This window comes from Psychromonas antarctica, from assembly GCF_022267535.1.
GTDB lineage: Bacteria > Pseudomonadota > Gammaproteobacteria > Enterobacterales > Psychromonadaceae > Psychromonas > Psychromonas antarctica.
Map to the genome: position 1 here is coordinate 1 of NZ_JAHNZV010000073.1, position 14,780 is coordinate 14,780.

Here is a 14,780-nt window from a genome sequence, read left to right on the forward strand (position 1 = left end):
GTCTCTTGTTGTATTATCCTTTGTCTAGTTAACAAGTATTTTACCACAATGAGACATCAACCTCTTTAAAATCATCGAGTTATTTGGGTTTTATTGTTTGTTTTGAATCCCGAAACTTGAGTTATAATAACAAAAGACTGAATTCTACTATCGATTATATTGCCCCAGCACAGAAAAGAAGAATATTGTGTAATGTGGCTTAAGAACCCTCCAAAAAAAACTTGACCATTACACAGCATCCGCAAGTGAATTACGCCAATATTTTGCCCACTTAAATTCTGTCATTAATGCTCCATACTTTTTAACTACTGAATGAAAATTGCTTTTATCGATTAATTAGCTTTAAAATTGTGATTTAGTTTGATTACCGATAGTCCATCTACTGATCTATTTTATCTTCAATATAAAATCAGTAGAATACAGTATTTATAACCAGTAACTTCAAAGGGTTATTATTAACATATATCAAATATCTAGGCTAGTTATGTGTTTATTCTCGCCCACGCCCCATTGAACATTGTGACGTTAAATATGATTTAAAACTCTGATAGGGTAACTTTTTAAGTTGTCTCGAATACGGTGCATTTGACTACGAGAAGCGGATGCTTGGTAAGTTATATTACAACTTCCCATTTTGATAAATTATTCTGGTCAAGGGAGAGTTTGCCGTAATATTAATATTCTGGTCAAACCCAACTACAGTGATACAGTGATACAGTGATTCTGACCACTAACTTCCCATAAATAGTTTATTTTCCTAGGCCGTATGCGCCTCAGGACTCTATCAATATGCGGCTAATATTAGCTAAAAATCACCACCGTCTGCTATGAGTTTGAAGCTGCTTATCAGATTAATATAATCATCCAGTATACAAACTTGCTCTCTCTATCTCTTATAATGGGCCACAAACCACAAACCCACCGTAGTAAAAAATATTGTTTGAATTACAACTTAAGCCACCAATACCGATGATGATTGCGGGTTAGCTACAAAAGTGGTTATTGGTAGCCTATGACTAAGTGACGTGGTTTAATGGATATAGTAAGAATATGAATCAATTAGTAACTTAAATAGACGAGTCTAGACTTAACAAAGCATTGATTTTTATTCAAAAAATTATTATTGTTGTGGTTCAGAGATACCAACTAATAAGCTAATGGAGTTTTGCTGAAATGTATTATTTTTGGGTACCATTTTTACCCATGCTAGGGATTATTGTTCCCTTACTAACCAATAAACTCAGTCGCAGCGCTTGTGCGCTGGCTACCGCGATACTCCCTGCTTTAGGCCTTTGCTTCATTTTGCTCGACTTGCCTGCGGTATTTGCCGGACAGTCTTTTAGCCAGAGCATTGAGTGGATCCCGCAGTTAGGTTTGGCGTTATCGTTTCGCTTAGATGGCTTGTCTGCATTATTCAGCTTACTCATTTTGGGCATTGGTTTGCTGGTGATTTTATATGCTCGCTACTACTTATCTGAAAAAGACCATATGGGGATTTTTTACTGCTACTTAATCATGTTTATGACGGCAATGCTCGGCATTGTTATGTCAAACAACATGCTACAACTGTGGTTTTACTGGGAATTAACCAGTATTAGCTCATTCTTGTTGATTGGCTTTTGGTCACACAATAGCGATGCGCGTAAAGGCGCCAGAATGGCGCTTACCATCACAGGTGCCGGTGGTTTAGCTTTATTGGCAGGGATAATATTGTTAGGCCAAGTCGTGGGCAGTTACGAATTAGAGGTCGTTTTAAATAGTGGTGAGTTAGTAAAACAACACCCTTATTACTTAGCAATTTTAAGCCTATTTTTAATTGGCGCATTTACCAAATCAGCTCAATTCCCGTTCCATTTTTGGTTACCCCACGCAATGGCTGCACCTACGCCAGTCAGTGCCTATTTGCACTCAGCGACCATGGTAAAGGCGGGTATTTTCTTACTGGCTCGTTTTTACCCAGTATTAGCGGGTACAGAAGTGTGGTTTGTGGTGGTCTCACTAACCGGTTTATTCACCATGTTATTAGGTGCTTATATCGCATTATTTAAACATGATTTAAAAGGTCTGCTAGCCTATTCGACCATTAGTCACCTTGGTTTGATTGTATTATTACTCGGTTTAAATACCAACTTAGCGGCTATTGCCGCGGTATTTCACATTATGAATCATGCTATTTTTAAAGCGTCATTATTTATGGCTGCCGGAATTATTGACCATGAATCAGGTTCGCGAGATATGCGCCAACTCAATGGGTTATGGAAATACATGCCGATCACCGCCACGTTAGCGATGGTGGCATCGGCATCGATGGCTGGCGTGCCTCTACTCAATGGCTTTTTATCTAAAGAAATGTTCTTTGCAGAAACGTTAGATCAAAGCATTTTAGGCGCCATGTCTTGGTTAATTCCAGTATTATCTACAATTGCGGCTGCCTTTGCCGTCGCTTACTCACTGCGTTTTATTCATGATGTATTCTTTAACGGTGAACCAAAGAGGTTAACCAAAACGCCACATGAGCCACCACGATATATGCGCGTGCCCGTTGAAGTATTAGTAGCGATTTGTTTGTTGGTAGGCCTGTTCCCTAATTACACCATTGGCCCGTTGTTACAAAGTGCGTCATTAGCGGTGCTCAATACTCCTCTACCTGAGTATAATCTGGCCCTTTGGCATGGATTTAACATTCCATTAATGATGAGTGGCATGGCGATTGTAGGTGGTTTAGCCATTTATCTGAATCGTAAACATTTATTCAAATTTTCAGGGACGTTCCCCGATATTGATGCAAAAACTGAGTTCGAAGGTTTTATACAGATGTGCGTGGAGTGGGCACAAATAATAACCCAAAAATTGGAGACTGAATCCTTACAACGCTACGCTTTTTGTTTGTGTTTCTTCGCCTTGTTGCTCATTGCACCTCCCTTGTTCGACTTAGAAAGCACTCAAGGTAATTTAGCAAGCCCCCCCATAAATGGCGCTGTGATTGTGGCGGCTATTTTATTAATAGCAGGCTCGATGGCAACTGTCATTTGGAGCCACTACCGTCTGATTGCTTTGCTAATGTTGTCGTTAGTAGGTTTAGTGGTATCGATAACCTTTGCTTATTTCTCGGCACCCGACTTGGCGCTTACTCAACTGTCGGTTGAAATTGTAACGGTAGTTTTGCTATTACTCGCGCTATATTTTTTCCCTCAACATACCCTTACCAGTAAAAGTCGACCTAGTCACTTTGTTCGCGACTTAGCAGTAGCTTCTTTAATTGGCTGTATTATCGGCAGTATTTGTTTTGCTTTAATGACCAGTCCATTGGATAGTATCTCTGAGTTCTTCATAGCAAATGCTAAAACAGGTGGTGGCGGTACTAACGTGGTTAACGTTATTTTAGTCGATTTCCGTGGCTTTGATACCTTTGGTGAAATTACTGTACTTGGTATTGCGGCATTAGGCATTTACAAACTAATTGCTGGCATGCGTTTATCCATTCGCACTCGAGATCACGATGGCCGGCTATGGGCTAAAGACAAATACCCTGTATTATTATCGGTGGTATCGCAAAGCTTGTTGCCACTATTTTTACTGATTTCTGCTTACATATTTATGCGTGGACATAACTTACCAGGCGGTGGTTTTATTGCTGGTTTGATTACATCTATCGCGTTAATTCAACAATATCTTGCACACGGTGTTGATTGGATGACTAAGCGTGTGAGTGTTCCTTACCGCTACCTCATCGCCTTTGGATTAGTGACTGCCGGCTTAACTGGCTTAGGTAGCTGGGTATTTGGCCGACCGTTTTTAACCACTTGGTTTGAATATATATCACTACCATGGGTAGGTAAATTTGAACTCACCAGTGCATTAATATTTGACCTTGGTGTTTATTTCACGGTAATCGGCGCAACACTGCTTATATTAGCCAGCTTAGGCAAGCTAACCACTAGAGAACGAATCAAAGAAGGAGAAAGGTAATGGAACTAGTCTACGCCGTGTGTGTCGGCTTCATGAGTGCCTGTGGCATTTTTTTAATGTTACGTGGCCATACATTTACCTTAGTGATCGGGCTTACTTTATTGTCTTACGCTGTTAACTTATTTTTATTTGCCAGTGGTGGATTAACCATAGGTGCTCCATCTGTACTTAACGGTAGTGAAAATTATGCGGATCCATTACCACAAGCTTTAGTGCTTACCGCAATTGTGATTGGTTTTGCGATGACAGCCTTTGCAGTGATTTTGGCAATGCGTGGACGTTCAGATTTGGGTAATGACCATGTAGATGGCACAGAACCTTTTGACCGCTTAGCTGCGGAGGAAAAATCATAATGAATTTGATTGATCATTTAGTTATTTTTCCGGTTTTAATCCCTTTTTTTGTGGCTGTTGCTTTACTTTTTCCGAGTTTTAGTTACTCGTTAGCCAGACAACGGATATTAACCATTGCGGCCAATATTTTAATGGTCGTTATTGCGCTTGTATTGCTGTTAAAAGTTAAAGACCAAGGTATTCAAGTTTATGCGCTTGGTGATTGGTCCGCGCCTTTTGGTATTGTATTAGTGGCCGATGCATTCTCTGTGCTAATGGTCTGCTTAAGCGCCATTTTAGGCTTAGCCGTTATTATGTATGCCAGTGCTGGCGACGATAAAAGTGGTGCTTTTTTTCATCCACTGATTATGTTCCAATTGATGGGAATTAACGGTGCATTTTTAACTGGCGATGCGTTTAACCTCTTTGTGTTTTTCGAAGTATTGCTGATTGCCTCTTACGCATTAATGATGCACGGAGGCGGTAAACAACGGATACAAGCCAACATCCATTATGTATTTCTTAACTTAATTGGTTCGTCGTTGTTTTTATTTGCCTTAGGCACTTTATACGGCACATTAGGCACACTTAATTTTGCCGATATGGCGGATAGAATACAGTTACTCTCGAGCAATGAATTACTGATCACCAAATCAGGAGCATTATTGCTACTGGCTGTTTTTGGATTGAAAGCCGCTATGCTTCCAGTACATTTCTGGTTACCAAAAGCTTACGCGAGCACCAGTGCGCCAGTGGCTGCGCTATTTGCAATTATGACCAAAGTAGGTATTTATAGTATTTGGCGGGTGCATGGTGTTATGTTTGGTGACCAAGCTGGTGAACTGGCAAATATCGCCTTACCGTGGTTATGGCCGATTGCTTTATTGACTATTGCTATTGGCGCTATTTCGGTATTGGCTAGCCAAAGCTTGCGGGTACTTTGTAGTAACTTAGTTATTGTATCAGTAGGCACTCTGCTGGTGACCATTAGCGTGAATACGGTACAGGCGAGTACAGCTGGTATTTATTACTTATTGCATAGTACCATAGCTTGTGCCGCTATGTTCTTGCTAGCGGGATTAATTCAGCTGCAACGCGGTAAAGCGGAAGATCGATTTGTAACCGCCAGGTCAATGCCACAGGCCGGCATTTTGGGCTTTACCTTTGCCTTGCTGGCGATAGGTTTAATTGGTATGCCACCACTGTCAGGCTTTGTAGGTAAAGCCTTAATTTTACAATCCGTGACCAAAGCAAGCCAAGCAATTTGGATTTGGCCGCTAATATTAGGCTCAGGGCTGATTGCTTTAATCGCCTTATCACGGGCTGGCACCTCATTGTTTTGGAGAACCACTGGCGAAAACACCAGCGCGCTAAAAGGTCATCCTATTCAGTATTTAGCGATTGGCTTATTGGTGGGAATACTACCATTGATGGTGATTTTTGGTGGATTAGTCAGCGATTATGCGCAATTGGCAGCAGAGCAACTTAATGCAGGTTTAAGCCTGCAACAACTTAATGAGGTAGCTAAATAATGGATAAAGTGCGTAAGTTTATTTGGTTCCCCACTCCTTACCACAGCATATTGCTATGGGTAGTGTGGCAAATTTTGCATGATTTTAATCATGGTCATATGGTGTTAGGGGCGGTATTTGCCATTGTTATCCCTTGGATTGCGGCACCGCTCAGTGAGAAAGAACCGGTAGCAAAAAAACCACTCAAAGTATTGACGTATGTCTTTCGTTTACTCTTTGACATTGTGGTATCTAATTACGACGTAGCGAAACGCGTACTGCAAAGCAACCGTAGTTTAAAGCCGGCTTTTATTGCGGTACCTTTAGCCATTAATGAGCCTCTACCACTCACCATCTTTACTAGCAGCGTCTCATTAACACCTGGCACAGTGAGCGTAGAATTGTCTGAAGATAGGCAATGGCTGTATGTACACGTGCTGCACCTTGAGGATGAGCAGCTGTTAATTAACCTTATCAAACATCGTTATGAAACACCTTTAAAGGAGATTTTCGGATGTTAAGTTACGCTATAATAATTGCTTGCGGCCTCACTTTTTGTGCTTTAGCGTTAAATGCTTGGCGCTTGATTATTGGCCCCACTACCCCTGATAGGATTATCGCCGTTGATACCATGTACATTAACAGTATTGCACTGATCATATTGTTAGGGCTTTACCAAGGCTCGGCCAGTTACTACGAAAGTGCATTATTGATTGCACTGCTTGGCTTTGTAAGTACTTCTGCCTTTTGTAAGTACTTATTGCGCGGCGATATTATCGAATAAGGAAGATAGATGAGTATATTTTTAGAAATAGTGGTGAGTGTTTTATTGATATTGGGTAGCATTGTTACGCTAATTGGCTCTATTGGCTTAGCAAAATTCCCTGATTACTTTACTCGCTTGCACGCACCGACTAAAGCCAGTACCGTAGGGGTCGGCTGTATCCTGATCGCTTCGATGATTTTTTTCAGCGTTGAACTTGGCCATGTGAATTTAAAAGAAGCATTGATAAGCATATTTTTGTTGATCACCGCTCCCGTAGCCGCACATATGCTAGCTAAAGCAGGCTTACACTATAAAGTAAACATGGAGGATAACACCCAAAATCAACATTTAGCTAAAAAAGCTTACTTACACCAAAGTCCTGATGATGAGTAGACGTTAGTATTGAGAACTTTAACCTTGCAGCAGATAACCACAAACAAGCATCTCACAATGGGCCTCTCAGTCGTTTCCTGATACCGATATCCAGTTAAATATTGGCAATAGGGAAAAAAAATTTGAACGGATGAAACAAGGCATTGATGATTTTTATGTATTTAGTCTCCCATCTCAGGATATTGATAACCAAAGCTTGGAATTTCTCAATAACCCATTGGTGGCGATTGCCCATTAACACCATCCTCTCGTAAAAAGAGTCAATTAGTTTGGTAGATCTATCTGAAGTGCCATTTTTGATGCGCTGAAAAGCCTCTGGTACCGTAACTTATCGGTCTATTTTCCCTTTAACTGCCATTTTGTAAGTCGCTAGGGGGCCGTTAGCGACTTAGCTAATGACACTCGCTTTGGGAGAAAGCGAGTGTCAAGGGGATATCCTGCAAAAAAAAATCGAATAAAATAAAAAATAAAATATTTAAATTTCAAGCACTTCACCATTCACCTGTCCGATAACTCACTGAAGAGGCTTGTTCAGTAGAATCACATCATTCCCAATGAATTCTACCTTAAGATTATCACGAGCGGCAAGATAGCGAAAAGTCGCCCGGCTAAAAAAGATTACATGGGTAGGGTCATATTTATAGTGCCAGCTTGCAAATGCTGCAAGGTCTATAACCTGTTTAGTCATTATTCCTATCCACCCACCCGGCTTAACTAAATTTAACCATTGCGCCCATATTTTTTTAGGATCAAAAAGGTGTTCAATCACCTCTGTCGCAGTCATAAAATCATAGGTTTCATCCAGCACAGATAGATCAGGCTGATAGTAAATATCGTATAATTTAACAGAGTGTCCAGCCTCACGCAGGATATGCGCCAGTGCAGGGCCTGGCCCACAGCCAAAGTCTAATCCTTTAGATTCTGATGCCAACCGCTCAAGAAGAGGCAAGGCTAAGCGCGATAAAAACTGTCGATACCCTGGAGCATCAGGATCATTATGATGATGATCATAGTGTACTTTCTCACTGAGCGCATCCAGCCTCTGATCTGGAGATATAAAGACCAACTTACAGCGACAACACTGAAAATAACTGCGACTCCTGTCTTCAAAATAAAACGGTGTCTGATTTGATGAGCACAATGGACAAATGCGCATGAAGTTTTCCTCTAATTTGAGATGATCTAGCGAGTGAGATAACACTGGAGCTCTCACTCGCTTGGAGGCGAAGTAGCTTAGAAAATATCATTAAGCAATGGCCCTTTGCGTAATATACCCATTGCCATTTAAAATACAAAGTTCAGCAAGTGGTGAGGTAAGGAGATTCTAGGCATAAAGTTGAAGCGCTAACTGCTTCAATCAATACTTTGTAACTCAAAATTAGTATTAAGCGTTATACTGATCATCTGGATTAGCTGATCAATTTAGTTGTAAAATTTAGCTGTTATATTTGCTACAATTACTGTCATTGTTCATAGTACTCCATTAGCATTCTATCAATAGCTGAATAATCATGCCCTATTTTATTGTTTTTATATTCGCAGGTATTAGCATTACTGCATTGCTTCAGTTGGCTATCCACCTAGGTTTTCGTGCTCCTAGAAATAAAGAAACAGGCAATCCAAAAGATCTCTTTGGTATCGACTACCTGCAGCTACACATACCAATCTATGCAGGTAAGCAATTATTTGCTTGGCTCCTTCCTGTCTCTGAATCAAGTGAAACCCTTATAATATTGCATGGCTGGGGCAGTAATGCACAGTTAATGTTACCTATTGCAATACCGTTTCACGAAGCTGGTATTAATATTATAATGTTCGATGCTAGAAATCATGGCGGTAGCGATTCAGATACTTTTTCATCCCTACCTCGTTTTACAGAGGACATAGAGAGTGTTATTGATTGGGTAAAGTTGGAGCACCCGGACCGATCTGAAAGGATCGCTATATTAGGACACTCAGTTGGAGCTGGCGCGGTCTTATTTGCAGCGTCTAAACGTAAAGATGTTGCTGCTGTTATCAGTATTTCTGCATTTGCAGATCCTGAATGGATGATGCAACGTTATTTAAAAAAATTTTATTTTCCACTGGCTATCAGAAAGTCAGTAATACGTTACGAAGAATGGGTGATCGGGCATCGATTTGCATCATTTTCGCCACTTACCACTGTTTGTAACATAAATTGCCCGATACTGATAGTTCATGGCAAAAACGACGAAACCGTGCCTGTTGAAGATGCCAGAGCAATTATAGCTAGTTGTCCTAAGCCACAGTTAAACTTGTTGGAAATAGAAAATGCAAGCCATGATTCCGTTGAAAAAATAGAACAACATTGCCTGCAACTTATTAATTTCCTCAGAGTATCTGGTTTTCACATTTAACTTATCAATTACATTCTAAAAGTCTGCTCTATTGCTCATTGACGACAGCACCAAAAAGTACTTCATTTTGGCCGCTGTCAATATCTTGCGAGTAATAAAGTTAACCGTATAATACCAATCACAATAAATAACTGGTCTATTTTACTGGTTAAAATTGCTTATATCATTGTTGAAACTTTCGTAAAGGGAACAACCATTTACATTAACTTTCACCTCAAACTAAACAATTTTTCCTGACTAAAATTTAGATCGCATATTTAATAGGATCAGTATAACCATTGCCTACCAAGAAACATGAGGAATTATCTATGAATTATTTACCGACCGTTGAAGTTGAACCCGTAATCGCTGCGACATCTTCGATCATCTGGCTACATGGTTTAGGATCTGATGGCCATGATTTTGAAGCAATAGTGCCACAATTAAACTTGCCAAAGAATTCAGCACTTCGATTTATATTTCCCCATGCGCCCTCTTTACCGGTTACCATTAATGGTGGAATTGTTATGCCCGCGTGGTACGACATTATGGATATGAGTATCGAACGAAAAGTAGACTTACCAGGTTTGCAAATTTCAGCAACAGCGATTCAAACACTAATTGATCGCGAAGTTAAGCGCGGGATTCAGCCTGAGCGAATTATTCTAGCGGGATTTTCTCAAGGTGGTGCAGTGGCTTATCAAGCCGCATTAACTTATAGCCAACCATTAGCTGGTTTGTTAGTCATGTCGACCTATTTTGCCACCGAGGAAACTATTCAAATACATGAAAGCAATGTTCACCTTAATATCAACATCATGCATGGTAGCCTTGATCCTGTCGTTGCTCCCTCATTAGCTGAAAAAGCGCTGAACACATTAATTAACAATGGTTTTAAACCAAGTTATAAACAGTATAATATGCAACATTCCGTATGTGCTGAGCAGATTTCCGATATTTCAGATTGGTTACAACAACGTTTGCTTTAAAAAACAGCTTGCTACCACGGTTTACATCAGGGTAAAACTCGTCTTATTTAGGTTGTAGCGGCAGAGCAAAAGCATCACTTTGCAAACTTTAAAAAGCATTGAAATTAAACTCCGCCTTTAGTGCAATTATCTTCAACATAAGTCGAATATTGATTGCACTCAAGACGAGCCAACTAATTAGCAGACGGATTTCCAATAGGTATTAAAATCTCATTACGCCTTAAAAACCACAGTGTGAACGGGTCATTATAACGCGCCCACAACGGTTCTCCTGTTACCTTAAAGTTATTTTCATTTATCCAAGCATCCAACTTATCCCTATTACTGATGTAATTTTTTTCACTCCAGAAACCAGAATATTGAATAGAAGCAATGTGTTGAGCCGGTACTTGTCGCAAAACCACTTTAGGATCTTTGGGCTCGGGAAGAGTATCAAGGGTATAGGATGCAGGCATCATGAAACTGACCGCCCAACGACCATTATCTTCTCGTTGTCCAACCGGTGATGTCATGTCAATTTTTTCACTGTCGGCTTTCTGAGTAACAGGTGCAGTCATTTTTATTTCCTGCTGGGATCTATTGTTACCAGAGATATACTTAAACAAACGCTTAAATGCATTGCTGCCCGCATCTTCAAAATCGCCATCGACAAGCGTCTCCGCAACAATATGAGGCGCATAATTTCTCACCTCAAAACTAGCGTCTTTAAGTAAAACTTTGTATTTGGCCTCTTCAACAGCCACTGCTGCTCCCGTTCCTATAATTGCCAAGAAAACCCCGCATACACTCTGTTTTAAATACGTCATTATAATCCCCTTCAAACTCATCACAAGAAACAGTGATTAAATCAGTAACTACGTTTCATCTCATTATTTTTTTGTCACTATTAACATTGAAGAGGGACAAAACCACACAAGATGTAACGTTGAGTTTTATTGATTAATAACCTCAAGTGAATTTTATTTCATTTTTACGTTGTAGCATTTAAAAATTAAATTTTCACAAACTAATACGAGTTTAAGTTCATGATAGATCATTATTTTGATGTACTAATTTTGGCCATATCTTAACGTTGTTTTGGTAATGTTTTTATCCCGCTTGTAATTGGTTAGCAAATCGGGCCATAAAATATTCCCATTCTCTTCGTGCTCTTTCCCACCTTAGAAAAATCCGACAGAGTAGGCAACCAGACTTGTAAGGGTGGGTAGTCGTAGATAGTAGAAAGTAAAAAATATGATATTAGGTAGTGGCATCGTTAATTTCGCCACGTACTTCGAGGTATCAGTGCAACCACTATAAAGCCAATGTGCCGTGTTCGTTAACAACTGAGCCATGCTAAGAAAGCAAACCATGGTGCAAAAGAGTATTACACCAAAATCGTAGTAGGTGATCGGCTTCCTCGATGGGCTAACACAAGAGAGCATAATGACATTTTAATCTTCTCTCACCTGAATAATCTGTTGTTTATTAGTAACTAAATCTGTTAGGGAATAATCATCCATTACATTTAAAAAAGCATCCATGGCGTTGGATAATGCTTTTTTCAATTCGCAATTCGCCATCAACTGACAAGAAGATGTTTTACAGTCAACAGCATCTAGATGATTTTCCATGTCTCTGATCACCTGACCTATATTAATGTCTGCTTGCGGCTGTGCGAGGCAGATACCACCATTTTTTCCTCTGATGGCCGTTAGATATCCGTGCTTCTTTAATTTTCCTGCTATTTTTACCATATGGTTTTGGGAGATATTATATACTTTCGATACTTCCGCTACACTACTCAGCTGCCCAGCAGGTAATTGAGCCAGATACATAAGTGTGCGCAGGCCAAGATCGGTAAAGGTAGTAAGCCTCATTATTAATTATCCTTATTGAGTTTTAAATGCAGCCAATTGATTAACAATATTATCAGATACTTCATTAAGACGCTTACCTTGGTTTTGCAGCTCGTTACAATCATCCGCATTTGAATTAGACAAGGTTTTTAAGGTTTGTATTTCATGAGAAACATCAACAACAAGTTTGTGAATATAGCGAATATCAACATTATCGGAGCCTTGAGAATGAATTTCTTTTTGCCCAATTAAATTCAATATACTGTCAATATTTTCACATGCGCTATTGATTTCTGCTTGACTGTTTTTTGAATGTGATGAAAGGTTACTCAAATTTTTTGACTGCAGCTCTATCTGTTCGCCAGCTTGGTGCACCGCTGTAGAAATACCGTCAATAATCTGGTTGATTTGATCTAAGCTGTTTTGGGTTGACATAGCGAGCTGTCTAACCTCATCTGCAACAACGGCAAACCCTCGACCGTGTTCCCCTGCACGAGCCGCTTCAATAGCCGCATTTAATGCCAGTAGATTTGTCTGATCTGCCAAATGGTTTATTACTGAAACAACCCCACCAATCGAACTCGCTTGCTCTGATAGCAATTCAAACTTACTGCTCAAATTTTCACTGCTACTAACGTAGGTCTCTATCATATCAGCCATATTGCTCATTGCTTCATTTGATTGCAGTAATCCGTCTCGGGTATTGCTAACTTGTTCCTGGGTTTGCTCTGCTTTTTTTTGTAATGCTAAAGAATGTTCATCTAATATTTTAAATTGCAAGGCAATATTATCAACACGTTGGTCTTGATTTTGAATACGCTGAGCAATATCGTTGGTTTTTGAAGTCAGTGTATTTGCAACTTCATCTGATGCAATTGCTTGAGCTTGAATATCAATTAATGCGCCTCTAACATTCAGTCTAAATGAATTAATAACGCTTAATACTTTGCTCATTTCACTGTTGTAACTGCTATTGACCTGACACTCGACTGAAAGATCTTTTTGTTCAAATGAACGCAGGTAATCCGTAATTTTATGTAGGGAATCAACCCCCCAAAACTTCTCATCCAGATCATGAACAATCAGTAAAAAAACAATAGTATATTGTAAGATCTGCGAATAAAGCTGTTCAGTAAAAAAAAGTGCATTAAAAAAAAGTGAAATTGCACCTAGCCAATGAATCAGTCTCATTCTAAGAAAAAGTGAATGCATAATAAACTCCGTTATAAGTTAGTTGTAGTAGAAAGTGGTAAAAATTTTTGCGGCGTGGCATACAAGAAACCTTGTATCAAATCAACGCCAGACCAGCGGACAAAATCAGATTGTGTTTGGGTTTCAACACCTTCGGAAACAATCATGCAGCCCGTAGATGAGCATAAATTAACTATTTCGCGATAAAAACTAGCAGCCCAAATATCATTGGGGATACGCTCTAAAAGCTTTAGGTCGATTTTAATAATATCAAAGGGTGTTTCACTTAAGCGTAATAAGTTTGAATGGCCTGAGCCAAAATCATCCATTGCAGTAACGAACCCTTCACTTTTTAAATAGGAAACGCGTGCAACTACGAGATCACTTTGTATATCGTTCTCACAAACCTCTAATACAAAGGCATCTCTTTGTCTTGCTGTTAATTGAGAAAGTGCACTTTTCCATAATTGTTCAAATAGCGCTTGGTCTGCAATCAGGGGACCCGCAATATTGATCCAAGTAGTGGCGGTATCGTTATGACTATGATCAAGCCATTGCGCAACGTCTTGGATTTGTTGGCAAGTCATTTTTAATAATAACTTATGGTCATTATATAAAAATGGCATTAGATCGGCCATGGGAATGGGCTGGTCGCTGTGTAAAAGGTAACCTCGGCAAAGAAGTTCTCGACCGTAAATAGTGTCCAATGAGGCAGTGATCAAGTCTTGCGAGTACCAAGCCAAGTATGCTTCACTCTTGAAATACTTAAATTTCACTTACAACACCTTCTTTTTTTGTCATCTGAGAATAAATAACATCCTCCTTATTCAATCTTTTTTTTATTTCATCGAGAAAACGCACAATACGCGCACCTTGTTTGACGGTGACTAAACCGTTACCAAATGCCAATTTAAGTGAATGGATATATTCAATAGTCGCTCGACAGGTTGCAAATAATGCATCAAAGCTCTGATTGAGATGACTTTTTTGCATTGAGGATACTTTGCTAGCAGCTAAAAGTGGTGTTAGAAAATGAGCTTCGAGTTCTAGATGAGTAAGTACAGCCTTGGTCAGTTTTTTTAAGCGGACATCGAGTTGAATTAAGCTACATCTATTTTTATTTAAAAGTTCATTTACTGATTTTATTTCAAAATCTAAATCACTGTGTTGGGCGATTAACGTTTCCGGCCATTTAGAATCGAACCAAGTAGCGGGCTTTGATTGCGTTAAATGAGAACTGCTTTTTGATTTATCCATATTAGATGCTAGAACAATGATATTGGACACGTTAGACAACTCTCCATAATTAACCTCAATTCTGGATAAGCTAAACGATACAGTACCGTTATTTACGCGTATTTCTGCGTTAAATCATCGCAGCAATAACCAGTTATTGCTGCGATGATTCGCCTTGAACTACGCAAAACTAACAGC

Annotated in this window: 14 protein-coding genes; 8 read left to right on the forward strand and 6 right to left on the reverse strand. The window is 39.5% G+C overall.

Going from position 1 to position 14,780, the window contains the following annotated elements; translation table 11 throughout:
• The first annotated feature begins 1,173 nt into the window (after window positions 1–1,173).
• Genes KSO91_RS12725 through KSO91_RS12750 form a run of 6 tightly spaced genes read left to right on the forward strand, consistent with a single transcriptional unit; the run spans window position 1,174 to window position 6,971 of the window.
• The gene (locus KSO91_RS12725; RefSeq protein ID WP_238743376.1) at window positions 1,174–3,969 is read left to right on the forward strand and encodes a monovalent cation/H+ antiporter subunit A; all 2,796 of its coding nucleotides are present in this window, start codon (window positions 1,174–1,176) and stop codon (window positions 3,967–3,969) included.
• A complete protein-coding gene (locus KSO91_RS12730) occupies window positions 3,969–4,322 on the forward strand; it encodes a Na+/H+ antiporter subunit C (RefSeq protein WP_238743377.1) in 354 nt (117 codons plus the stop codon). The genes KSO91_RS12725 and KSO91_RS12730 overlap by 1 nt, the downstream gene beginning before the upstream one ends.
• Window positions 4,322–5,833 carry a monovalent cation/H+ antiporter subunit D gene (locus KSO91_RS12735; RefSeq protein WP_238743378.1) on the forward strand — a complete coding sequence of 504 codons (1,512 nt, stop codon included), beginning with the start codon at window positions 4,322–4,324 and terminating at the stop codon, window positions 5,831–5,833. Before KSO91_RS12730 ends, KSO91_RS12735 begins: the two co-directional genes overlap by 1 nt.
• The gene (locus tag KSO91_RS12740) at window positions 5,833–6,333 is read left to right on the forward strand and encodes a Na+/H+ antiporter subunit E (protein ID WP_238743379.1); all 501 of its coding nucleotides are present in this window, start codon (window positions 5,833–5,835) and stop codon (window positions 6,331–6,333) included. Before KSO91_RS12735 ends, KSO91_RS12740 begins: the two co-directional genes overlap by 1 nt.
• Window positions 6,327–6,596, forward strand: coding sequence for a K+/H+ antiporter subunit F (locus KSO91_RS12745; protein ID WP_238743380.1), 270 nt, complete (start codon window positions 6,327–6,329; stop codon window positions 6,594–6,596). The genes KSO91_RS12740 and KSO91_RS12745 overlap by 7 nt, the downstream gene beginning before the upstream one ends.
• Window positions 6,597–6,605: 9 nt before the next feature.
• Window positions 6,606–6,971, forward strand: coding sequence for a Na+/H+ antiporter subunit G (locus KSO91_RS12750; RefSeq protein ID WP_238743381.1), 366 nt, complete (start codon window positions 6,606–6,608; stop codon window positions 6,969–6,971).
• A 514-nt stretch (window positions 6,972–7,485) separates the two neighbouring features.
• On the opposite strand, the gene KSO91_RS12755 is transcribed toward KSO91_RS12750, so the two are convergent.
• Window positions 7,486–8,127, reverse strand: a complete 642-nt coding sequence (locus tag KSO91_RS12755) for a class I SAM-dependent methyltransferase (RefSeq protein WP_238743382.1) — start codon at window positions 8,125–8,127, stop codon at window positions 7,486–7,488.
• 355 nt (window positions 8,128–8,482) lie between these two features.
• Between KSO91_RS12755 and KSO91_RS12760 the strand changes: the two genes are divergently transcribed.
• Both KSO91_RS12760 and KSO91_RS12765 read left to right on the forward strand, forming a co-directional pair.
• Window positions 8,483–9,349, forward strand: a complete 867-nt coding sequence (locus tag KSO91_RS12760) for an alpha/beta hydrolase (protein WP_238743383.1) — start codon at window positions 8,483–8,485, stop codon at window positions 9,347–9,349.
• Window positions 9,350–9,657: 308 nt separating this feature from the next.
• Window positions 9,658–10,317: an alpha/beta hydrolase gene (locus KSO91_RS12765; protein WP_238743384.1), complete on the forward strand. Its 660-nt coding sequence runs from the start codon at window positions 9,658–9,660 to the stop codon at window positions 10,315–10,317.
• Window positions 10,318–10,490: 173 nt separating this feature from the next.
• Here KSO91_RS12765 and KSO91_RS12770 read toward each other — a convergent pair whose 3' ends face one another.
• From KSO91_RS12770 to KSO91_RS12790, 5 genes are all read right to left on the reverse strand, one after another.
• Entirely contained in the window at window positions 10,491–11,123 is a 633-nt protein-coding gene (locus tag KSO91_RS12770) for an SOUL family heme-binding protein (protein WP_238743385.1), read from the reverse strand.
• A gap of 627 nt (window positions 11,124–11,750) precedes the next feature.
• On the reverse strand, window positions 11,751–12,176 hold the full coding sequence (locus KSO91_RS12775) for an Rrf2 family transcriptional regulator (RefSeq protein WP_238743386.1): 426 nt from the start codon (window positions 12,174–12,176) through the stop codon (window positions 11,751–11,753).
• A gap of 12 nt (window positions 12,177–12,188) precedes the next feature.
• Window positions 12,189–13,367 (reverse strand): methyl-accepting chemotaxis protein, encoded by a 1,179-nt coding sequence (locus tag KSO91_RS17665; protein ID WP_275113992.1) that lies wholly within the window; start codon window positions 13,365–13,367, stop codon window positions 12,189–12,191.
• Between the two features lie 11 nt (window positions 13,368–13,378).
• Window positions 13,379–14,122 carry an EAL domain-containing protein gene (locus KSO91_RS12785; RefSeq protein WP_238743387.1) on the reverse strand — a complete coding sequence of 248 codons (744 nt, stop codon included), beginning with the start codon at window positions 14,120–14,122 and terminating at the stop codon, window positions 13,379–13,381.
• Window positions 14,112–14,603 (reverse strand): hypothetical protein, encoded by a 492-nt coding sequence (locus KSO91_RS12790; protein ID WP_238743388.1) that lies wholly within the window; start codon window positions 14,601–14,603, stop codon window positions 14,112–14,114. The genes KSO91_RS12785 and KSO91_RS12790 overlap by 11 nt, the downstream gene beginning before the upstream one ends.
• Window positions 14,604–14,780 lie beyond the last annotated feature (177 nt).

What these genes read in the sequence shown, in the direction of transcription:
- KSO91_RS12725 (WP_238743376.1), top strand. Translation starts at nt 1,174, where the DNA reads ATGTATTATTTTTGGGTACCATTTTTACCCATGCTAGGGATTATTGTT.
- KSO91_RS12730 (WP_238743377.1), top strand. Translation starts at nt 3,969, where the DNA reads ATGGAACTAGTCTACGCCGTGTGTGTCGGCTTCATGAGTGCCTGTGGC.
- KSO91_RS12735 (WP_238743378.1), top strand. Translation starts at nt 4,322, where the DNA reads ATGAATTTGATTGATCATTTAGTTATTTTTCCGGTTTTAATCCCTTTT.
- KSO91_RS12740 (WP_238743379.1), top strand. Translation starts at nt 5,833, where the DNA reads ATGGATAAAGTGCGTAAGTTTATTTGGTTCCCCACTCCTTACCACAGC.
- KSO91_RS12745 (WP_238743380.1), top strand. Translation starts at nt 6,327, where the DNA reads ATGTTAAGTTACGCTATAATAATTGCTTGCGGCCTCACTTTTTGTGCT.
- KSO91_RS12750 (WP_238743381.1), top strand. Translation starts at nt 6,606, where the DNA reads ATGAGTATATTTTTAGAAATAGTGGTGAGTGTTTTATTGATATTGGGT.
- KSO91_RS12755 (WP_238743382.1), bottom strand. Translation starts at nt 8,127, where the DNA reads ATGCGCATTTGTCCATTGTGCTCATCAAATCAGACACCGTTTTATTTT.
- KSO91_RS12760 (WP_238743383.1), top strand. Translation starts at nt 8,483, where the DNA reads ATGCCCTATTTTATTGTTTTTATATTCGCAGGTATTAGCATTACTGCA.
- KSO91_RS12765 (WP_238743384.1), top strand. Translation starts at nt 9,658, where the DNA reads ATGAATTATTTACCGACCGTTGAAGTTGAACCCGTAATCGCTGCGACA.
- KSO91_RS12770 (WP_238743385.1), bottom strand. Translation starts at nt 11,123, where the DNA reads ATGACGTATTTAAAACAGAGTGTATGCGGGGTTTTCTTGGCAATTATA.
- KSO91_RS12775 (WP_238743386.1), bottom strand. Translation starts at nt 12,176, where the DNA reads ATGAGGCTTACTACCTTTACCGATCTTGGCCTGCGCACACTTATGTAT.
- KSO91_RS17665 (WP_275113992.1), bottom strand. Translation starts at nt 13,367, where the DNA reads ATGCATTCACTTTTTCTTAGAATGAGACTGATTCATTGGCTAGGTGCA.
- KSO91_RS12790 (WP_238743388.1), bottom strand. Translation starts at nt 14,603, where the DNA reads ATGGATAAATCAAAAAGCAGTTCTCATTTAACGCAATCAAAGCCCGCT.